This is a genomic window from Bacteroides sp. RCH18, from assembly GCF_058231005.1.
This window is the reverse complement of record NZ_JBIPTC010000001.1, coordinates 800,079-820,733: the sequence shown is the minus strand read 5'-3', so window position 1 is coordinate 820,733 and position 20,655 is coordinate 800,079. Positions and strand designations below refer to the sequence as shown.

At 45.1% G+C, this 20,655-nt stretch carries 15 protein-coding genes; 9 read left to right on the top strand and 6 right to left on the bottom strand.

The genetic code is table 11. From position 1 onward, the window contains the following. Positions 1-5: 5 nt before the first annotated feature. From ACHLI0_RS03135 to ACHLI0_RS03120, 4 genes are all read right to left on the bottom strand, one after another. Positions 6-1,322 (bottom strand): sensor histidine kinase, encoded by a 1,317-nt coding sequence (locus ACHLI0_RS03135; protein ID WP_490748423.1) that lies wholly within the window; start codon positions 1,320-1,322, stop codon positions 6-8. After that, positions 1,319-2,662, bottom strand: coding sequence for a sigma-54-dependent transcriptional regulator (locus ACHLI0_RS03130; RefSeq protein WP_225710075.1), 1,344 nt, complete (start codon positions 2,660-2,662; stop codon positions 1,319-1,321). The genes ACHLI0_RS03135 and ACHLI0_RS03130 overlap by 4 nt, the downstream gene beginning before the upstream one ends. 68 nt (positions 2,663-2,730) lie before the next feature. Next, positions 2,731-3,534 carry a hypothetical protein gene (locus tag ACHLI0_RS03125; RefSeq protein ID WP_081030414.1) on the bottom strand — a complete coding sequence of 268 codons (804 nt, stop codon included), beginning with the start codon at positions 3,532-3,534 and terminating at the stop codon, positions 2,731-2,733. Continuing rightward, on the bottom strand, positions 3,515-4,318 hold the full coding sequence (locus ACHLI0_RS03120) for a metallophosphoesterase family protein (protein ID WP_008761368.1): 804 nt from the start codon (positions 4,316-4,318) through the stop codon (positions 3,515-3,517). The genes ACHLI0_RS03125 and ACHLI0_RS03120 overlap by 20 nt, the downstream gene beginning before the upstream one ends. A 297-nt stretch (positions 4,319-4,615) precedes the next feature. Here ACHLI0_RS03120 and ACHLI0_RS03115 point away from each other — a divergent pair, with 297 nt between their 5' ends. From ACHLI0_RS03115 to ACHLI0_RS03105, 3 genes are read left to right on the top strand one after another with little or no spacing between them, the layout of a single operon-like run. After that, entirely contained in the window at positions 4,616-6,925 is a 2,310-nt protein-coding gene (locus ACHLI0_RS03115) for an ABC transporter permease (RefSeq protein ID WP_490748422.1), read from the top strand. A 40-nt stretch (positions 6,926-6,965) separates the two neighbouring features. Then, the gene (locus tag ACHLI0_RS03110; protein WP_032813781.1) at positions 6,966-7,640 is read left to right on the top strand and encodes an ABC transporter ATP-binding protein; all 675 of its coding nucleotides are present in this window, start codon (positions 6,966-6,968) and stop codon (positions 7,638-7,640) included. 12 nt (positions 7,641-7,652) lie between these two features. Further along, a complete protein-coding gene (locus tag ACHLI0_RS03105; RefSeq protein WP_490748421.1) occupies positions 7,653-9,968 on the top strand; it encodes an ABC transporter permease in 2,316 nt (771 codons plus the stop codon). A 136-nt stretch (positions 9,969-10,104) separates the two neighbouring features. Here ACHLI0_RS03105 and ACHLI0_RS03100 read toward each other — a convergent pair whose 3' ends face one another. Beyond that, positions 10,105-11,475: an MATE family efflux transporter gene (locus ACHLI0_RS03100; protein ID WP_008761372.1), complete on the bottom strand. Its 1,371-nt coding sequence runs from the start codon at positions 11,473-11,475 to the stop codon at positions 10,105-10,107. A 151-nt stretch (positions 11,476-11,626) separates the two neighbouring features. On the opposite strand from ACHLI0_RS03100, the gene ACHLI0_RS03095 reads away from it, so the two are divergent. The 3 genes from ACHLI0_RS03095 (at position 11,627) to ACHLI0_RS03085 (ending at position 14,444) form a co-directional block, all read left to right on the top strand. After that, positions 11,627-12,274 carry an HAD family hydrolase gene (locus ACHLI0_RS03095; RefSeq protein WP_008761373.1) on the top strand — a complete coding sequence of 216 codons (648 nt, stop codon included), beginning with the start codon at positions 11,627-11,629 and terminating at the stop codon, positions 12,272-12,274. A gap of 182 nt (positions 12,275-12,456) precedes the next feature. Further along, complete coding sequence (gene panB / locus ACHLI0_RS03090) at positions 12,457-13,278, top strand: 3-methyl-2-oxobutanoate hydroxymethyltransferase (RefSeq protein WP_008765576.1); 822 nt, start codon at positions 12,457-12,459, stop codon at positions 13,276-13,278. A gap of 8 nt (positions 13,279-13,286) precedes the next feature. Continuing rightward, positions 13,287-14,444: an MFS transporter gene (locus ACHLI0_RS03085; RefSeq protein ID WP_490748420.1), complete on the top strand. Its 1,158-nt coding sequence runs from the start codon at positions 13,287-13,289 to the stop codon at positions 14,442-14,444. A gap of 130 nt (positions 14,445-14,574) precedes the next feature. Here ACHLI0_RS03085 and ACHLI0_RS03080 read toward each other — a convergent pair whose 3' ends face one another. Then, positions 14,575-16,791 carry a RelA/SpoT family protein gene (locus tag ACHLI0_RS03080; RefSeq protein WP_008765578.1) on the bottom strand — a complete coding sequence of 739 codons (2,217 nt, stop codon included), beginning with the start codon at positions 16,789-16,791 and terminating at the stop codon, positions 14,575-14,577. Positions 16,792-16,897: 106 nt separating this feature from the next. Here ACHLI0_RS03080 and ACHLI0_RS03075 point away from each other — a divergent pair, with 106 nt between their 5' ends. From ACHLI0_RS03075 to ACHLI0_RS03065, 3 genes are all read left to right on the top strand, one after another. Next, complete coding sequence (locus ACHLI0_RS03075; RefSeq protein ID WP_008765579.1) at positions 16,898-18,415, top strand: DUF4301 family protein; 1,518 nt, start codon at positions 16,898-16,900, stop codon at positions 18,413-18,415. A gap of 341 nt (positions 18,416-18,756) precedes the next feature. After that, positions 18,757-19,380, top strand: coding sequence for a CatA-like O-acetyltransferase (locus tag ACHLI0_RS03070; protein WP_490748419.1), 624 nt, complete (start codon positions 18,757-18,759; stop codon positions 19,378-19,380). Between the two features lie 36 nt (positions 19,381-19,416). Beyond that, positions 19,417-20,640, top strand: coding sequence for an acyloxyacyl hydrolase (locus tag ACHLI0_RS03065; protein WP_490748418.1), 1,224 nt, complete (start codon positions 19,417-19,419; stop codon positions 20,638-20,640). The last annotated feature ends 15 nt before the right edge of the window (positions 20,641-20,655 follow it).

The window sequence follows — 20,655 nt, the reverse complement described above, 5'->3', positions numbered from 1 at the left end:
GTCCGTTATTTGAATTTTAATATGAATTTCGTTTCCTTATGGTCCGGTAGCAGGGTGAGACTTCCGCCCGAAAGCCGCATAATCTGACGTGAAATACTTAGGCCGATTCCGCTGCCTCCTTCTTTGGTAGTGAAGAAAGGGATAAAAATGTGCTCCGCTATTTCCGGTGGAATGACGGGGCCATTATTCTTTATCTCAATCAGCACCTCTTCCGTTTCGTTACAATAAACTTGAATGTCGATTTGACCGTCCGGTTGATCGCCGATTGCCTGAATCGCATTTTTCAGAAGATTAATGACTACTTGCGAAATCAGATTCTCATCTGCATGCAGGATCAGGTCGGCAGGATCGATCTTTGTATGGAACGTGATGTGGTCACAAGGATTCTGATGGCGGGCAAGTTCCACCATTCGTTCGATGAATGCTTTCAAGTAAAACAATGAAGGTTCCGGAGTCGGTATCCGTGTGAATTTGCGGTAAGACTCCACGAAAGCAAGCAGCCCTTTTCCCGTGGCACTGATGGTTTGCAGTCCGTGGCTGATCTCTTCATCCTTGTCCTCCACCATCGAGAGAAGCGTATCGCTGAGCGAAGTGATGGGAGTCACGGAGTTCATGATCTCATGAGTCAGTACTCGGGTCAGGCGAATCCATGAATCTATCTCCTTTTCGTCCAGTTCAATATTAATATCATTCAGTGCAAGGATGCGCAAATGTTCTTTGTGTACGTTGATTTCTGACACGCGAATGGACAGATTGACCGTTCCCCGTTCATTGTGAAACACCACTTGCAGCTTATCTCCGGAACAACAATTTTCTATCTTCTTCATCAGCGTAGCATCTACTTTACTCAACTGGCGGACATGGGTGAATACATTCAGTCCCAAAAGCCGGAGTGCTTCTTTGTTTTTCTGATAGACCGCTCCGTTATCATTGAGCACCAGCAATCCCGTGCTGACAAAGTCAAGAATCAGTTCGTAGTACTTTTCCTGTTGGGCAGTCTCCGCTTTTACATTATATAAAATGCGGCCCACCCGATTGAGTGCCCGATTGATCTGTTTACTCTCGGGAGTACCGGACTCTTCGGGGAAACGGAAGGCACTGTCGTTATTTTCCAACGCATCGATCATGAAGAGCACCTGCTTGATGTGCAGGCGATAAAGCCGGACTTGCCAGATGATACTTAAGATCAGCAGACAGGCACTGACACCGAACCAGACATAAGACTGATACACACCAAACCAAACGGTTGCCAGACAGCAAATGACCGTCAGTGATACCCTGAACCAATATTGGTTGGCTACTTGTTGTAGAATCCGGTTCATAATCCGAATTTTTTCATCTTGTTATAGAGAGTCTGTCGGGTAATTCCCAGTTGCGCAGCTACTGCCGAAAGATTTCCTGCACAGGCATCCAGCGCTTTCCGTATCATTTGTACTTCCATCTCTTCCAAGGTGGAAATATTCTTTTCGGATGTTTCTGTCTTTCGGGAGGATAACTGGAACAATTCCGCAGGGATTTGCACCCCGTCGTTAATGATGACCACCTTTTCGATTGCGTGCTCCAATTCGCGGATATTGCCGTACCAGGGATGCGCGGTAAGCTTTTCTTTCGCTGCCGGACTGAATTTCATCGGTTCCTTATCATATTGCTTGCAGAAGCGGATGATAAATCTTTCGGCAAGAGGGACAATATCTTCTTTCCGTTCCCTCAAAGGAGGGATTTCTATATGAATGGTGTTGATACGGTAGAGTAAGTCTTCCCGAAACTCTTCCCGGTCTGCCATTTCCTGCAAATTCCGGTTGGTGGCGCATATCAGACGGATGTCAATAGGAATCGGAGTGTTACTTCCCACTCGCACGATACTTCTTCGTTGGATAGCCGTCAATAGTTTGGCTTGCAGGTGATAGGGGAGGTTTCCTATTTCATCCAGAAACAATGTGCTGTGATCGGCAGCCTCAAATTTTCCTGTCCGGTCGGTATGCGCATCGGTAAAAGAACCTTTCACATGCCCGAAGAGTTCGCTTTCAAATAAAGATTCGGTGATTGCTCCCATGTCCACAGCAATCATTTCCTGTTGCCTGCGGTTGGAAAGAGCGTGAATTTCACGGGCAAGCATTTCTTTTCCTGTTCCGTTTTCACCGGTAATCAGGATATTGGCGTCTGTGGAGGCTACCTTTTCGATCAGCATTCGGAGTTGTTGCATAGACTTGCTTTCTCCCCAATAGAGTGCCGGAGTGTTGACCGGTTCCTTTTTGTTTCCCGTCTTTCGTTCTTGTTGTGCGGATGAGGCGGCAGCCTGTAGTGTTTCTACCAGTTTCTGATTGTTCCAGGGCTTGACGATAAAGTCCGATGCACCTTCTTTGATTCCCCGGATGGCGAGATCGATATCCGCATAAGCAGTAAAAAGTACGACAGGAAGCTCCCGTCGTACTTTCTTTATTTCGTGCAGCCAGAACAATCCTTCATTGCCGGTATTGATGCCCGAAGTGAAATTCATATCCAATAGTACCACTTCCGGCGTTTCCTCCCGTATCACGGTGGTCAGTGTGACCGGTGACGACAGCGTGATGACTTTCGAAAAGTAGTTTTTTAAAAGGATTTGTACCGCAGTCAGCACCCCTTTATTATCGTCTACAATGATGATTGTTCCTGATTTACTCATGTTCGAATTGGTTTGTACGCTACAAACTTACGAAAAAGTAATTCATAATTCAAAATTCGGATTTGAATTTATAGCCATTGGAACTTTAATCCGAATGATAAACTCAGATAATCACGGGGACGGAGGTAACTATTCGTTACGCCACTGATTAGATAAAGATCGCATGTACTTATCTCGTAGAAGAAAGTCACGGACTTTGCCAGAAATCTGCGGTTAGGGTCAATATCATAGGTCAACCGTTGTCCCATGAAAACATGAATACGCACTTTGCTTGAAAAACCATAGTATCCTTTCGGATAACGTTCCGGTTCGCTGACCCAGAACTGATTGCCGAATACGGTATTCAGATACAGTCCGCAGGAAAGCGGTTCGGTAGAGAATCCTTTCCCCAGGTTGATGCTCCAGGGCATATAGTTCTGTTTCAGTGTCATGGTCACTTTTGCCTTCTTGGACGAATACTTCGGGATAAATCCGAGCAACAGGTCAGTTTCCCACTGATTTCGTTTTCCGTAATCCCATCCGGTACCGAAGGAGAGTAATCCCATATTTCCGGCATATTGTATTTTAGAGTGGGTCGGAATGATGCGTTCCCAGTTTTTGCGAAAGCGATGTACACGTTTGTCGTAGCCGGTGCGAAGAACCGGTTCGGCTACATAAGGCAGTACTGTGTCTGCTTTGACTATTGTGAACGCAGAATCACCCTCATGAAAGGCTATGATAGAATCTGCCTTAATCACCAGTTTCAGCGAGTCGGGTTTATAGTTCCTGATAATTGTATCTGTCCTGCAAGTAGCCGAAAGCAGGCTGGGGAAGAGTAGAAGTATAGTCAGTACTCCTGCGCGGATCATATATTTAGTATTCAACCAGTTCATATTCGTATTTTTCCGGGGTTATAGTAAATACCAGATAACTGCGACTTTTCATGCAGTCGCTGACAATATAATGCACATCGTCATCAAAAAGGATTCTGTCATCGAATCCGTGATTATGGGCAGCCGTGCAGAACTGTAGTCCCGGATATTGGGTGATGTAGTACTGGAACGGCTTCGCCACATTATCGTTGAACACATCTGCAAAAGGATGTGCATGCATGCTGACTACGGTTTTTTCAAACTCATCCGCCCTGTCCGTCAGTTCCTGTTCCATAAAACCGAAATTGGGAATAGGCTCCGAATAATCATATTCCAGCGCATTGGTATTAAGGCAGACGAATTTCACATTGCCCGCGATGAATGAGAAGTTGGTAGGTCCGAAAACAGCCTGATAAGTTTCTGCTCCGGTACCCAGACAGTCATGATTCCCGATAAGGACGACATAAGGCACCTTCAGTCCGTTCATGATGTCTCGCTGCCAAAGAAACTCTTTGGTCAGCCCGAAGTCACTCATATCTCCTCCGTGAATGACGAAATCGATATCATCTCTCTTATTGACCTCTTTTACAAAGTCTTCTGTCTCATCATACCATCGCTGTGAATCGCCCATCGTGATAAAACGGATGGTTGTCTTTCCTTTGCACTTAGCTTCTATTTGTTCAATGTTATGAGCATTTACGTCTGTCTCTCCACTGATACGTACATCGTAGGGGTGGTAGTCTATCAGATCGCATCCGGCCAGAAGCAGGCAGACCAGGAGAGTGTATAAATTCTTGTTTACCATAAATAGAATAATTTATTTAATTGAAAACTTGATGCGAAGATAGAGTTTTCAGTTGAGATATGGGCGATTGCTTGGGCGAAATAAGAAAAATGGAACAATAAATAGGCATTAATGCATACTTTCCACTGAGAAAGGAAATACGATTGTCTTTGTCTAATAATTAGACGCATGTGTCTAATTATTAGACAGTAGATGATATGACCGATAACTATAAATGATTGAAAATGAGTATCCTCACTATTGTGGCACGTTATCTGCATAGCATCATTAAGAAAAATAGGAATATATTATATAATCATGAGACAAATCTATTATGTCATTCGAACTTTGTTGCGGGGGCGTAGTTCCAATGTTGTCAAGGTCATCTCTTTAGGGCTTGGTCTGACAATGAGTATTTTATTATTTGCCCGCGTGGCTTTTGAGCAAAGCTTTGATAAATGCTTTAAGGATTATGATAACTTATATCAGGTCTTTTCCATCTTTACGATGAATGGCGAACAACTCGAACCGCAGGATCAAAATTGCGGACCTGTAGCAGGTGCAATTCTTGAGAACTTTCCCAAAGAAGTGGAGGCGGCTACCAGTTACTGCCTTTGGGTGCACGATCCTCTTTATCATGGGAGTGTCCGTTTTGAAGCCAGAAAGCTGGCGGCCGATTCCCTCTTTTTCCAGACAATGGGAATCGAGGTGTTGAGCGGGACCCCGGTGAAAGATTTAGCACAGAAGGATGTCGTTTACCTGAGTGACCGTTTGGCACGAAAGATGTTCGACACGGAGAATCCGATAGGTAAGGTTATTTCATACAGCAAGGAGATAGAACTTACGGTAAAAGGCACCTATGCTGATATACCGGAGAATGCGACAGTAAGACCGGAAGCGGTGATTTCTCTGCCGTCGATATGGAGCCGCAAATGGGGAAATTACTCATGGAGAGGTGGTGACAGCTGGCTGGCGTTCATCCGTTTTCGTCCCGGAGCCGATAAGTCGGTAGTGAATGCCCGGATAGACGCAATGATACAGAAGTATCGTCCTGCGGAAGATCAAAAAGTGGTTGGATATACCGCTTTTGTAAAACCAATCCGTGACGTATATCGTGATAATAAAGATGTAAGGCGGATGCGGAACATCATGACTATTCTGGGTATTACTATTCTTTTCATCGCTTCATTGAATTATGTGTTGATTTCCGTCTCATCACTTTCCTATCGGGCGAAAGCGGTCGGTGTGCATAAATGCAATGGGGCAGGAAACATGACCATATTGAGTATGTTTCTTTGGGAAACAGCGATTATCATTCTGTTTGCCCTGATCCTGATGGGATTGATCTTATTGAATTTTCAGGATTTCTTTGAAGATACGGCAGCTGTCAAGTTAAGCGCTTTGTTCAGCTTGGATCGTATTTGGGTACCTTTATTAACGGTAGCTGTACTTTTCGTTGTGGGTGGGGTATTGCCGGGACGACTGTTTGCAAGGATACCCGTTACTCAGGTATTCCGCCGATACACGGAAGGTAAAAAGGGCTGGAAACGGCCGTTGCTGTTTATCCAGTTTGCCGGTGTAGCATTTATTTGCGGACTGATGTATGTGGTGATGATGCAATATTATTATATCTTGAATAAAGATTTGGGTTATAATCCAAAGCGTGTAGTGGTGGCCAATGCCAGCTTCGGTGAGGAAGAAAAAGGAAATTATGCCTTGAATGTTTTCCGGGATATGCCTTATGTGGAATCCGTGTCCAGTGCCACTTATCATCCTGTCTACGGATATAGTGGAACGATTATTAATGATGAAAGCGGACAGTCACTATTTTCATCCCGTTATTGCAGTACTTTGGATGATTATCCGAAGATGATGGAGATGGTTCTGAAGGAGGGGCGTATGCCCCGTGGTGATGATGAGACAGTTGTCAATGAGACTTTTGCTGAGTGGATGCATTGGGGCAACAATATACTGAATCGTACGGTTTATAATTCGGGATACGTATGTAAGGTAGTGGGTGTGATGAAAGATTATCGCATCGGAAGTTTTACCAGCCCGCAACAACCGTTGCTGCTTATGCACACCAAGAGGTTTGGTGACTGTATCCATATTCGGTTGAAAGAACCTTTTGCCGAGAATCTTCTCAAACTGAATAAGGAGATGGAGAGTGCATTTCCTGATAAGACTATCGAATTTCGGTCGATGCAGCAGATGATCAAAGAGAATTATAACTCTGTTCGTGTTTTCAGTAATGCTACGATGTTGGCGGCAATAACAATGTTTTTTGTGATGTTGATGGGATTGATAGGCTATACTACGGATGAGGTTCGCCGTCGTTCCAAGGAGATAGCTATACGCAAGGTGAATGGTTCCGAAGCAACTGGTATTCTGGAACTGTTGGTGAAAGATGTACTTTATGTAGCTGTTGTTGCAGTTTTAATCGGAGTGGTAGCAGCATGGTACGTCAATGGTATGTGGATGGATTTGTTTGCCGAACATGTTCCGCTCAGTTGGGCTGCCTATCTTCTGATAGCAATTGCAAATCTGGCAGTCATTGTGGCATGCGTACTTTGGAAATCATGGAAGATTGCCAATGAAAATCCGGTTAATAGTATAAAGAGCGAATAAAGAAGAAATAAAAAGTATAACAACATAATAAATGAACAAGATGATACAGATTGAAAACATTAGTAAAGTATTCCGTACTACCGAAGTAGAGACAGTCGCATTAAATCACGTGAACCTTGAAGTAAAGGAAGGAGAGTTTGTAGCCATTATGGGACCTTCGGGCTGTGGCAAGTCTACCTTACTGAATATTCTTGGTTTATTGGATAACCCTACCGAAGGCTCTTACCGATTACTGGGAGAAGAAGTTGCCGGACTGAAAGAAAAGGAACGTACCGGCGTCCGTAAGGGCAAACTGGGCTTTGTATTTCAGAGTTTTAACCTGATAGACGAACTGAATGTCTTCGAGAATGTAGAACTTCCGCTGACCTATCTTGGTATCAAATCTTCCGAACGCCGCCGCATGGTAGAAGACATCCTGAAAAGGATGAATATCAGCCACCGTGCCAAACACTTTCCGCAGCAACTTTCCGGTGGTCAGCAACAGCGTGTGGCCATTGCCCGTGCGGTAGTGACTAATCCAAAGATTATCCTTGCCGATGAGCCTACCGGTAATCTGGACTCCAAGAATGGCGCGGAAGTAATGAACCTGCTGACAGAACTGAACAAGGAAGGAACCACCATTATCATGGTAACGCACTCACAGCACGATGCGAGCTTCGCACATCGTACCGTACATCTGTTTGACGGAAGTGTAGTGGCAAGTGTAACGGCATAAACCGAAACGACAATGAGACAAATCTATTATAGCATCCGAACCTTACTGCGCGAACGCGGCACGAATATTATCAGGGTAATTTCTCTTTCGCTGGGACTTACTATTGGTATTTTGCTTTTTTCGCAGATTGCGTTTGAATTGAGTTATGAACATTGTTATCCGGAACCGGAACGACTGGCTATTGCACGTTGCCTGACCACTAACCTTAGCACGGGGGAGACAATGGGAGACGACGGCAACAATTATGATTACACACTTTTTGATGTGGTTGCATCTACTTTGGCGCAGGATATGCCCGAAGAAATAGAGTTTGCCAGTTGCGTCCTTACCGGACAAGGGATGAGTATATATTACGAAGATAAATTATTATCGGACGTTAACTATATATACGCTGATACTTGTTTCTTCCGGACTTTTGGTATCCCTGTCTTAAAAGGGAACCCGAAAGATATGATCATGCCGGGAAGTGTGTTTGTGTCAGAGCATTTTGCCCGTGAAACGTTTGGAGATGCGGACCCTATCGGTAAAATTCTCAAAGCAGACAGACAAAACGATTTTACTATTCGTGGTGTATACAAGGATATGCCGGAGAATACGATGCTCACTCACGACTTTGTTGTTTCCATCCATCGGGATGGAGGATATCAGGGAGGATATGGCTGGAAAGGAAATGATGTCTTTTACACGTTTCTCCGCCTGCGTAATGCTGTGGATATTGATAAGGTGAATGACAACATCCAACGGGTAATCGAGAAATATACTCCTGCCCAGTATGATGACTGGAAAATGAATTTCAGTGTCATCCCATTGGTGAAGTATCATTTGATATCTTCCGATGTACAGAAGCGTTTGATCATATATGGCTTTCTGGGATTCGCAATCTTCTTTGTGGCCATCATGAATTATATGCTGATATCTATTGCCACCCTAAGCCGTCGTGCCAAAGGAGTAGGAGTGCATAAATGCAGTGGTGCCAGTTCCGGAAATATCTTCGGCATGTTTTTGGCGGAAACGGGAATCCTTGTTATCTTTTCCGTACTTCTTAGTCTTCTGCTGATAGTCAACGCACATGAAATAATCGAAGATTTGCTTTCCGTCCGTCTATCCTCACTTTTTACGTGGGAGACACTATGGGTGCCTTTGCTTACGATTGTGATACTTTTCCTTTTGGCAGGTGGCATACCGGGACGGCTGTTTTCGCGCATACCAGTCACGCAGGTGTTCCGTCGTTACTCTGATGGTAAAACAGGTTGGAAACGTTCGTTGTTGTTTATACAGTTCACAGGTGTCTCCTTTGTTTTGGGACTGCTGCTGGTAACGCTCCTGCAATACAACCATCTGATGAGCCGCGATATGGGAATAAACGTTCCGGGACTGGTTCAGGCAGGAACCTGGTTGCCGAAAGAAACGGTAGAGCATGTCACCGATGAACTGCGTCGCCAGCCTATGGTAGAGGGAGTGGCTGTTGCTACAAGCGGAGTAATCGGACAGTACTGGACACGCGGACTGATGAGTAATGACGGCAAAAGAATCGCTACACTTAACTTTAATTATTGCAGTTATAACTATCCCGAAGTGATGGGAATAAAGATTATCGAAGGCAGCACTCTTAAGAAACAGGACGATTTATTGGTGAATGAAGAGTTGGTACGTCTGATGAAATGGACAGATGGGGCGGTAGGAAAGAAACTGAATGATATACAGGGTACGATTGTCGGTGTCTTCCGGGATGTCCGCAACTATAGCTTCTTTTCAACTCAGGCACCTATTGTCTTGATAGGATCGGAGAATGCCAATCATGTATTTGATGTCCGTCTGAAAGAGCCGTATGATGAGAATCTGAAACGTCTGAACGAGTTTGCCGATAAGACATTTCCGAATGTAGCCTTGCATTTCAGCTCTGTAGACGGTATGATAAAGGATATATACAAGAGTGTATATCGTTTCCGTAATTCAGTCTGGATCACTTCAAGCTTTATTCTGCTGATTGTAATAATGGGATTGATCGGATATGTGAATGATGAAACGCAACGTCGAAGCAAAGAAATAGCTATCCGGAAAGTGAATGGAGCCGAAGCCTCTCATATTTTGCGTCTGCTGATACGCGAGATTCTGTATGTCTCCGCTTCCTCCATATTGATTGGTACCATTGTTTCCTATTTCGTCGGAAAGGCATGGCTTGACCAGTTTGCCGAACAGATTTATATGAACCCGTTATTGTTTGTGGGTACGGCGCTGTTTGTCTTATTGCTGATTGTAGTTTGCGTTGTGTTGAAAGCATGGCACATCGCCAATGAGAATCCGGTGAAAAGTATAAAGAGCGAATAAGAATATTATTATCTTTATAGGCACGGATTACACGGATTAACACGGTTTTTAAGAGATGCATTCATTGCAGAAGTCGTGTTAATCCGTGTAATCCGTGCCTGAATAATATCTCTTTTGACATAGCGTTCTTTTTGCTTTATTCCGCCACTTTATCCGCTATCGGATGTTCTTTCGATACTTTCTTTATATAAATCATCAGACTGATAACTGCCGTAATAAATGCCAAAGAGTCCGATACCGGCAGACTGATCCATATTCCCTTCAGTCCCCACCAATGTGGGAATAACAACAGGCAAGGCAACAAATAAAGCAACTGTCGCGTCAACGAAAGGAAAATACTTATTTTTACTTTGCCTATACTTTGGAAGAAGTTACCGATTACAATCTGTGCTCCTACAAACGGGAACATAAGTACAGTCAACCGAAGACCGTCCACCGCAAGTCCGATTAACTCATCACTATCTGTGAAGACTGCCGATACTGCATGAGGGAAAAACTCGCAAATCAGAAAACCGCTGCTAGTAATCACTACACCGGAAATAATTCCCAGCTTTAGCGTCTGTTTCACCCGGTCTATCTTCTGTGCTCCGAAGTTGTAGCCTACAATCGGCTGCATGCCCATCGTCAGTCCCAGTACGATCATGACATAAAGCGTCAGCAACCGGTTGATGATTCCGTAAGCACCGATAGCCATGTCGCCTCCGTGTTCCTGCAAACTATTATTAATCACGATAACGATGGCACAAGCACAGACATTCATCAGAAAAGGAGACATGCCGATAGCGAAAATACTCTCAACAATTCTTCCTTTCATTTTCCAGACCTTTCCCTCAAAATGCACCGTACTGTCTTTCTTGCAGAAGTGACTCACCACCCATACCATTCCGATCAACTGTGAGATAACCGTTGCCGTAGCCGCTCCCCGCATTCCCCATTCAAAGTGGAAGATAAAGATAGGAGCGAGGATGATATTCGCTACTACCGTCACCATAGAAGTAAGCATCGCTTTCTTTGGATATCCGGTGGCACGCATCACATTATTCAGACCGATCATCGTGTATGTGATGGGAGTTCCCAATAAAATCACCTGCATAAAACTCCGTGCATAAGGCAGTGTATCGGGACTGGCACCAAAGAAAGTCAATATATCATCAAGAAAGATAAAAGACAGGATGCCGAAAAAGAAAGAATTTGTGATACAGAGCATCAGTGTATGTGACAAAATCTCCGTAGCCCCTTTCATGTCTTTCTGTCCCAGACGAATAGAAGCAATGGTAGAACCACCCGCCGAAACGAGAGTACAGAAAGCAACGACCAGATTCATCAGAGGAAAGCTCACCGCCAGTCCGGCAATAGCCATCGCACCCACACCGTGACCGATGAAGATGCTGTCGATGATATTATAGATAGACGTGATTGTCATCCCGATGATAGCCGGAATGGAGTATTGCAACAGTAGTTTACCGATGCTTTCTTTTCCTAATATGTGCGGATCGTTTTTGCTCATGCGCTCGTATGGATTGTTGGATGAAAACGAATGTTACGTTTTTTTAAGTGGGGCAAAGGTACGAATTATTTGCCTGATTCGATGATTATTCGGAACTTTGCACAATTCAATACACAAGGTTTAACGTTTTAGGTAAAAAGAAAGATTACGTATGGATACAACAAAGACAATTGCGGCACTGTTCGATTTTGATGGTGTCATCATGGATACGGAAACACAGTACACTGTTTTCTGGGATGAACAAGGGCGTAAATATCTGAATGAAGAAGATTTCGGCCGTCGCATCAAGGGACAGACGCTGACCCAGATTTACGAGAAATATTTCTCGGACCTGCCCGAAGCTCAGCAAGAGATTACAGCCGGACTCAATATTTATGAGAAAAGCATGTCCTACGAATACATCCCCGGTGTAGAAGCCTTTATTGCCGATCTCCGTAAACACGGAGCAAAGATAGCCGTCGTAACCAGCTCCAACGAAGAGAAGATGCAAAACGTCTATAACGCCCATCCCGAATTTAAAGGAATGGTAGACCGCATCCTGACCGGAGAAATGTTTGCCCGTTCCAAACCCGCTCCCGACTGTTTCCTTCTCGGTATGGAAATATTCGGTGCTACTCCCGAAAACTCGTACGTGTTCGAAGACTCCTTCCACGGTCTGCAAGCCGGAATGACTTCCGGTGCCACCGTTATCGGTCTTGCCACTACCAATACAAGAGAGGCCATCACCGGAAAAGCACATTATATAATAGATGACTTTTCGGAAATGACCTTTGAACACTTATTGGCTTTGCATCGTTAGTTTTTTCTTGTTATCTTCTTGATTTGTCCTTTTGGCCGCCTTCTCATTAACTTGGGGAGGTGTTTGAAAGGATTTTTTCTTTTTCTTTCTCACTTATGAAAGAAATGTTATAACTTTGCCGCAATTTTTGATGGCGTTGACGCCTTATTTAATTTCTAGTTTTAATTTAAAATTTAAGAAACATGGCTGGTTATATATCAGATGACACAAGAAAGGTGACTACTCATCGCCTGGTTGAAATGAAGCAAAGAGGCGAAAGAATATCTATGCTTACTTCTTATGATTACACGATGGCACAGATCGTAGATGGTGCGGGAATGGACGTAATTTTGGTAGGCGACTCCGCTTCCAACGTGATGGCAGGTAACGTGACTACATTGCCTATAACTCTCGACCAGATGATTTATCACGCTAAATCAGTGGTACGTGGCGTAAAACGCGCTATGGTTGTAGTCGATATGCCTTTCGGTTCTTATCAGGGTAACGAAATGGAAGGTCTTGCTTCTGCCATCCGCATTATGAAGGAAAGCCATGCCGATGCTTTGAAACTGGAAGGTGGAGAAGAAATCATCGATACGGTGAAACGTATCATCAGCGCGGGTATTCCGGTGATGGGACACTTGGGACTGATGCCTCAGTCCATTAATAAATACGGTACTTATACGGTACGTGCCAAAGATGACAGCGAAGCTGAAAAGCTGATTCGTGATGCTCATCTTCTCGAAGAGGCAGGCTGCTTTGCCATCGTGCTCGAAAAGATACCGGCTACCCTTGCAGAACGTGTGGCTTCCGAACTGACGATACCTATTATCGGTATTGGTGCCGGTGGTCATGTTGACGGACAAGTATTGGTCATTCAGGATATGCTTGGAATGAACAACGGATTCCGTCCTCGCTTTTTACGTCGTTATGCAGACCTGTATACGGTGATGACTGACGCTATCAGCCGTTACGTATCCGACGTGAAGAATTGCGACTTCCCTAACGAGAAGGAACAATATTAAAACAGTATATGGCAGTTAAATTGTGGACAGTTCATTTTATGCGGATATGCGTAGCTAATTTGCTGTTGTTTATCTCCTTGTATATCTTGTTTCCGGTACTTTCCGTTGAGATGGCAGACCGTCTCGGAGTACCGGTGGCACAGACAGGAGTGATCTTTCTTTTTTTCACTTTAGGAATGTTCCTTATCGGTCCGTTCCATGCTTATCTCGTAGATGCTTATAAGCGTAAGTACGTATGCATGTTCTCTTTTACCACGATGGTGGCAGCAACGGCAGGATATGCTTTTGTGACGAACATCACGGAACTCATCTTGTTGAGCACCGTACAGGGACTGGCTTTCGGAATCGCTACCACCGCAGGAATCACATTAGCCATTGACATAACGAACGCCACACTTCGTAGTGCCGGAAATGTCAGCTTCTCCTGGATGGCACGTTTGGGGATGATTATAGGTATTGTTCTGGGCGTCTGGCTCTATCAGAGTTATTCCTTTAAGAATCTGTTGTCCGTGTCGGTGATTACCGGAGCAGCGGGTGTTTTGATGGTATCCGGAGTATATGTGCCTTTTCGTGCACCGATCGTGACCAAGCTTTATTCCTTCGACCGCTTTTTGTTGTTGCGGGGATGGGTGCCTGCCATCAATATGATTCTGATTACCTTCGTTCCGGGGTTGTTGATTCCGCTTGTACACCGTTTCCTTAACGATTCCGTATTGGGAAGCAGTGGAATCCCTATACCGTTCTTTGTCGGTACAGGCATCGGATATCTTGCCTCCCTGTTGCTGGCGCGTCTGTTTATTCTGAAAGAAAAAACTCTGCGGCTGGTGCTCGTCGGCATCATACTGGAGATTGTAGCCATCACTCTACTGGCCTCCGGTTTTCCGGTAGGCGTACCTTCCGTACTTTTGGGTTTGGGACTGGGGTTGGTGATGCCGGAATTTCTGGTCATGTTCGTGAAATTGTCTCATCATTGTCAGCGGGGTACGGCAAATACCACTCATCTGTTGGCCAGCGAAGTCGGATTCGCATCCGGAATAGCTGTTGCGTGTTACTTCGATTTGGAAGCGGATAAGATGCTCTATACAGGACAGGTGGTAGCTGTGATTGCTTTGATTTTCTTTATATTGGTTACATATCCATATTATAAGAGAAAGAAAGTGAGATAAATCGTTTTGCGCACTATTTCCACGACATGATTGTCTATCATAAATAAAAAGACTGGCGTTATCCTGACGGAGATAATGCCAGTCTTTTTATTAAAGACCTGTCAACAGATTTGCTGTTAGCATAGAGTGCTTAGTTTCTGCTTACCTGTTTGACTCCCTTCACTGTCCGTAACTTTTTGATCAGTGCTTCCAGTCGTCCGGTATCACCCACCATGACTGTAAGCGTTCCGGAGAATAGTCCGTCGTTGGAATCGATTCCGATGGAACGCAGGCTGATTCCATTCTCTTTGGAAATGATAGAAGTAATATTGGTAACAATGCCGATATCATCGTGACCTACTACGCGCAACGTGATAGGATACTGCGTACCGACTGACTTCCCTGCCCAACGCGCTTTAACAATCCGGTATCCGAACCGTTCACGCATCTGATTGGCATTCGGACAGTCTGACCGGTGAATCTTGATACCTCCGCTCACGGTCACAAATCCGAATACATCATCCCCATAGATCGGGTTACAGCATTTGGCCAGTTTAAATTCCAGTCCTTTCAGATTCTGATCAATGACCAGTACATCCTCTTTTGAGCTAGGTTCTTCTTGAGTTGCCTGCAAATTATATCCTTCGGCACTACGATACACAATCTCGTCGTGCGTGTCATTGTCCCGTCTCTGCTGTTCAAGGTATTTATCCAGAATGTCGTTGACATCCAATGTCTCGTCAGCAATCTTCTGATAAAACTCTGTCACGTTCTTAAAGCCCAGCCGCTTGATCAGACGCATCATGGTGGCTTCGTCATACTCCATCTTCCGGTTCTTGAACTTCCGTTCCAGTGTCTCTTTGGCGAAATCGTGCTGGCGTGCTACCATCTCTTTGAGTGCCTGCCGTATCTTGGTGCGGGCTTTGGAAGTCGTCACGATGTTGAGCCAGTCTTGTTTGGGAGTCTGGGTATTCGACGTCATGATTTCTACCTGATCACCGCTGTTCAGTTTCTGTTTGAGCTGTACATTCTTGCCGTTTACTTTCGCACCGATACACTTGCATCCCAGTTTGCTATGGATATGGAATGCGAAATCGAGTACGGTAGCTCCTTTGGCAAGTTTGAATAAATCTCCTTTAGGCGTGAATACGAATACCTCATCTTCGTAAAGGTCCATCTTGAACTGGTCCATCACTTTCAGTGAGTCGTTATCCGCATTTTCAAGCGCTTCACGTACCGAAGTTAGCCATTCGTCCAGTCCTGTTTCCCCTTTGATACCTTTGTATCTCCAGTGGGCGGCGAGTCCCCGTTCGGCGATCTCGTCCATCCGGCGGGTACGGATCTGTACTTCCACCCATCTGCCTTCCGGACCCATCACAGTGATGTGCAACGATTCATAACCGTTGCTCTTCGGAATCGAGAGCCAGTCCCGCAGACGTTTCGGGTTCGGCTGATACATATCCGTTACGATAGAATAGACCTGCCAGCATTCCTGCTTTTCTTTGGCCGGGTCCGGTTCGGAATCCAGAATGATACGGATAGCGAACAAGTCATATATACCTTCAAACGGAGTCTTCTGCTTCTGAATCTTGTTCCAGATGGAATGGATGGATTTGGTACGTCCCTTGATGTCGAACTTCAGTCCGGCTTCCTTTACCTTCTTCTGGATAGGATCGATGAAAGAAGCGATATACTTGTCGCGGGATGCTTTCGTCTCGTTGAGCTTCTCCTTTATATAATAGTAAGTTTCTCGCTGCGTGTATTTCAGCGACAAGTCTTCCAACTCCGATTTCAGTTTGTAAAGTCCCAGCTTGTGTGCCAGCGGAGCATACAGGTAAGCAGCTTCGTTCGCCACTTTCACCCGGTCTTCCTCGTTGCCTGTATCCTTGATCTGGCGCATGATATTCACACGGTCTGCGATCATAATCAGGATGACGCGCATATCTTCGGCAAAAGAGAGCAGGAGATTGCGGAAATTCTCCGATTCGATCGCCGGACTTTTGGAGTACAGTTCGTTTGTTTTCACCAGGCCTTTGATGATACTTCCCACATCTTCGCCATATTCGGCATTCACTTCTTCGATAGACAGGATATGTGCCTTCACTATTTCGTGAAGCATGATGCCGATCAGGCACGAACCTTTCATGCCGATTTCTTCGGCTACGATAACCGCCGTTTGTAAATCTCTGATGACGGGATTCATCCCGAAGTTATTGCGTTGCAGCCCGTTACACTGGGCAGCTTTGATAAGATGTTTCTTTAATTTTTGGCAATCCCTCCAGAAAATCGTATCTCCGGCAGATTGCAACAGATGCCTGTAGAGTGAAAAAAGCTCCTTCTTTTCCTCTGATGTAAAAAAGTCGTCCATATTCAATCTTGTTAATTCGACGTAAAATTACTTTTTTTCCCGGTTATTCGGCAAGAAGTAAATAACATTTTGTATTTTTGGGCATCAATTAATAAAAATAGATATTATGATAACGACACAGGACAAAGAGTTGCTTGCCAAGAAAGGCATCACGGAGGCGCAGATAGCAGAACAGCTGGCTTGCTTCCAGACGGGTTTTCCTTATTTGAAACTGGATGCTGCCGCTTCCATAGAAAAAGGCATATTGGCTCCTGACGCAGAAGAAAAGAACGCATATCTGGCTGCATGGGATGCTTATAAGAATACGGATAAAATCATCGTGAAGTTTGTTCCTGCTTCGGGCGCTGCCAGTCGTATGTTCAAGAATCTGTTCGAGTTTCTGTCCGCAGAGTATGACAAACCTACTACAAAGTTTGAGCAGGCATTCTTCGACGGAATCAGGGATTTTGCTTTCTTCGACGACTTGAATGTAGCTTGTCAGCGTACAGCCGGAAAAGATATTCCGGGGCTGATGGAAGAAGGTAATTACAAAGCTGTAGTAGCTGCCCTTCTCGAAACTGCCGGACTCAACTACGGAGCACTTCCGAAAGGTCTGCTTAAATTCCATAAATATCCCGAAGGTTCACGTACTCCACTGGAAGAACATCTTGCCGAAGGCGCTATGTATGCAGCCGGAAAGAGTGGAAAAGTCAACGTACACTTCACCGTCTCTACCGAGCATCGCGAACTCTTCAAGAAACTGGTGGAAGAGAAAGCCGAAGCATTTGGCAAACGCTACGGAGTAGACTATTACATCACCTTCTCCGAACAGAAACCGAATACCGATACCATCGCTGCCGATATGGACAACCAACCGTTCCGCGACAACGGCAAACTCCTGTTCCGTCCGGGTGGTCACGGTGCACTGATCGAGAACCTGAACGATCTCGACGCCGACATTATCTTCATCAAGAATATCGACAACGTAGTACCCGATAAACTGAAAGCCGACACCGTTACTTATAAAAAACTGATTGCCGGCGTACTCGTGTCCTTGCAGAAAAAGGCATTCGAATACCTCGAACTGCTCGACAGCGGAAAGTATACGCACGAGCAAATCATGGAAATTCTCCAATTCCTGCAAAAACAACTTTTCTGCAAGAATCCCGAAACGAAGAACCTCGAAGATGCCGAACTGGTGATCTACCTGAAGAACAAATTGAACCGTCCGATGCGTGTATGCGGTATGGTGAAGAATGTAGGTGAGCCGGGTGGCGGTCCGTTCCTTGCTTATAACAGTGACGGAACTATCTCACTGCAAATCCTCGAAAGCTCTCAGATCGACATGAACGATCCTGCCAAAAAGGAAATGTTCGAAAAGGGTACGCACTTCAATCCGGTAGACTTGGTTTGTGCCGTACGCGATTATAAAGGTCACAAGTTCGACCTGGTGAAATATGTAGATAAAGCGACCGGCTTCATTTCTTATAAATCAAAGAACGGAAAAGACCTGAAAGCGCTTGAACTTCCCGGCTTATGGAATGGTGCGATGAGCGACTGGAACACAGTATTCGTAGAAGTTCCTCTTACCACTTTCAATCCGGTGAAAACGGTGAACGACCTGTTGCGCGAGCAGCATCAGTAGGATTTAAAACAAGATTGGGTCCAGTCTGTCATTCTTCCTCCTCCGCGGTCGTCCGAATGGCAGATACAGACAAATGTCTCTCCCAATCATTATAATTACTAATTAAGTAAAAGCAAAATCTGAGAGGCTGACTAAAAAGTCAGTACTATCTTAAATCTCCTCCTTCGGGAAGGAGGAGTACCCGTAGGGGGAGGTGGTAGGTAAACATATAACATTTTTGTTATCATTGATTTACGTATTCACCTACCACCTCGGTCTTCGACCACTCCTCCTTCCCGAAGGAGGAGATTTAAGATACTGCCGACTTTTAGTCACTACTTATAATAAAAAGAGTATTTAGGATGAATCAGATAGAAAAGATCATTGACATTGCAACATGGAACAGAAAAGAGCATTTTGAACATTTCAGCGCATTCGATGATCCCTTTTTCGGAGTGACAGTCCATGTAGACTGTACCCGTTCTTATCAGGAGGCTAAAGATAAAGGCGTCTCCTTTTCTCTTTTACTATTACATCGTATCATCACTGCCGCAAGCAAAGTCGAGGAATTCCGCTACCGCATCGAGGGCGACAAGGTAGTCTGCTATGACAGTCTTCTTCCCGAAGCGACAGTAGGGCGTGCCGATCATACTTTTTCTTTTGCCGCCTTTGAGTACGATCCCGATGAGCTCACCTTTATCAGTAAGGCGAAAACCGAAATGGAGCGGCTGCAAGCCACCACCGGACTGAACAAAGGAGGAACTTTCCATCCCAACGCCATTCACTATTCGGCTGTCCCATGGCTGGCCTTTACAGATATGAAACACCCTACGAACATGCGTTCGGGCGATAGCGTCCCCAAAATATCTACCGGAAAATACTTTCGGGAAGGAGAGAAGCTGATGCTCCCTATTTCCGTCACTTGTCATCACGGACTGATGGATGGTTATCATGTTGCCAAGTTTATTGAGACCCTTGATTTATGAAACCGTCAGGAACTGAAGACTAACAATGACGGCACTATGAGAAACAAGACCCTGAGATGGAAAACCATCGCTCTTTGTTCCATCATGTTTTGCCTGCCGGAGATTCCTTTGGCAGGGCAGGAGTCTTCTGGTTTTATCCATCGTTTGGGGATAGAAGCCCGTCCGCAGTATGTGTTTCCTACCAATCCCTTCCTGCAAGGAGAGAACGAACGCTGGAAACCGATTCAGACATCGTTTGCCGCCCACTTGAAATACTCGTTCAAGTTTCGTCCCAATACTTGTGCCGACCGTATTTACGGTGGAGCTTATCAGGGTATCGGCGTATCCCTTACCACCTTTGGTGATAAAAAACAGTTGGGCGATCCTTTCTCATTCTATGTATTTCAGGGAGCGCGGATTGCCCGTTTCTCTTCCCGTGTCTCGCTCAATTATGAGTGGAATTTCGGTCTGTCCGCCGGATGGAAGCCATACGACAATTATTATAATTCCTATAATGGTGCGGTCGGCTCACGGATGAATGCTTATATCAATGCCGGAGTTTACATAAACTGGGCGTTTTCCCGATACTTCGATCTGATTGTCGGAGGCGATTTCACGCACTTCTCCAATGGTAACACTAAATTCCCGAATGCCGGAATCAATACTGCCGGAGCCAAGATCGGACTCGTCTACAATTTCAATCGTACGGAAGAAGACCTCTCGAAATCACTCTACCAGCCTGTCATCACCCGTTTTCCCCGGCATATCAGTTATGATGTCGTGCTGTTCGGGTCATGGCGTCGGAAGGGAGTGTGGGTAGGAGAGAAGCAGATCGCATCTCCCAATGCGTATCCCGTTGCCGGATTCAATTTTACCCCGATGTATAATCTGGGTTATAAGTTTCGCGTGGGAGCTTCACTGGACGGTGTCTATGATGGCAGTGCCAATGTATATAGGGAAGATGTAATTGTAGAATATGGAAGCAGCAGTTCTAAACGTGAGTTCCTGAAACCGGGCATTCAGCATCAGCTGGCCTTGGGACTTTCGGGACGTGCGGAATATGTGATGCCTTATTTTACCATTGGCGTCGGTATGGGAGCCAACGTGCTCAGCCGTGGCGATATGAGAGGCTTTTACCAGATTCTTGCATTGAAAATAGCCGTTACCCGCAGTTCCTTTCTTCACATCGGATACAATTTGCAGAACTTCCAGACGCCCAACTATCTGATGCTCGGACTCGGTTTCCGTTTCCACAATAAATATCCTAAGGTACGTCATTAATAAAAAGAAATATAC

Coding starts and splice junctions, on each gene's coding strand:
- ACHLI0_RS03135 (WP_490748423.1), bottom strand. CDS start 1,322: ATGAACCGGATTCTACAACAAGTAGCCAACCAATATTGGTTCAGGGTA.
- ACHLI0_RS03130 (WP_225710075.1), bottom strand. CDS start 2,662: ATGAGTAAATCAGGAACAATCATCATTGTAGACGATAATAAAGGGGTG.
- ACHLI0_RS03125 (WP_081030414.1), bottom strand. CDS start 3,534: ATGAACTGGTTGAATACTAAATATATGATCCGCGCAGGAGTACTGACT.
- ACHLI0_RS03120 (WP_008761368.1), bottom strand. CDS start 4,318: ATGGTAAACAAGAATTTATACACTCTCCTGGTCTGCCTGCTTCTGGCC.
- ACHLI0_RS03115 (WP_490748422.1), top strand. CDS start 4,616: ATGAGACAAATCTATTATGTCATTCGAACTTTGTTGCGGGGGCGTAGT.
- ACHLI0_RS03110 (WP_032813781.1), top strand. CDS start 6,966: ATGATACAGATTGAAAACATTAGTAAAGTATTCCGTACTACCGAAGTA.
- ACHLI0_RS03105 (WP_490748421.1), top strand. CDS start 7,653: ATGAGACAAATCTATTATAGCATCCGAACCTTACTGCGCGAACGCGGC.
- ACHLI0_RS03100 (WP_008761372.1), bottom strand. CDS start 11,475: ATGAGCAAAAACGATCCGCACATATTAGGAAAAGAAAGCATCGGTAAA.
- ACHLI0_RS03095 (WP_008761373.1), top strand. CDS start 11,627: ATGGATACAACAAAGACAATTGCGGCACTGTTCGATTTTGATGGTGTC.
- panB (WP_008765576.1), top strand. CDS start 12,457: ATGGCTGGTTATATATCAGATGACACAAGAAAGGTGACTACTCATCGC.
- ACHLI0_RS03085 (WP_490748420.1), top strand. CDS start 13,287: ATGGCAGTTAAATTGTGGACAGTTCATTTTATGCGGATATGCGTAGCT.
- ACHLI0_RS03080 (WP_008765578.1), bottom strand. CDS start 16,791: ATGGACGACTTTTTTACATCAGAGGAAAAGAAGGAGCTTTTTTCACTC.
- ACHLI0_RS03075 (WP_008765579.1), top strand. CDS start 16,898: ATGATAACGACACAGGACAAAGAGTTGCTTGCCAAGAAAGGCATCACG.
- ACHLI0_RS03070 (WP_490748419.1), top strand. CDS start 18,757: ATGAATCAGATAGAAAAGATCATTGACATTGCAACATGGAACAGAAAA.
- ACHLI0_RS03065 (WP_490748418.1), top strand. CDS start 19,417: ATGAGAAACAAGACCCTGAGATGGAAAACCATCGCTCTTTGTTCCATC.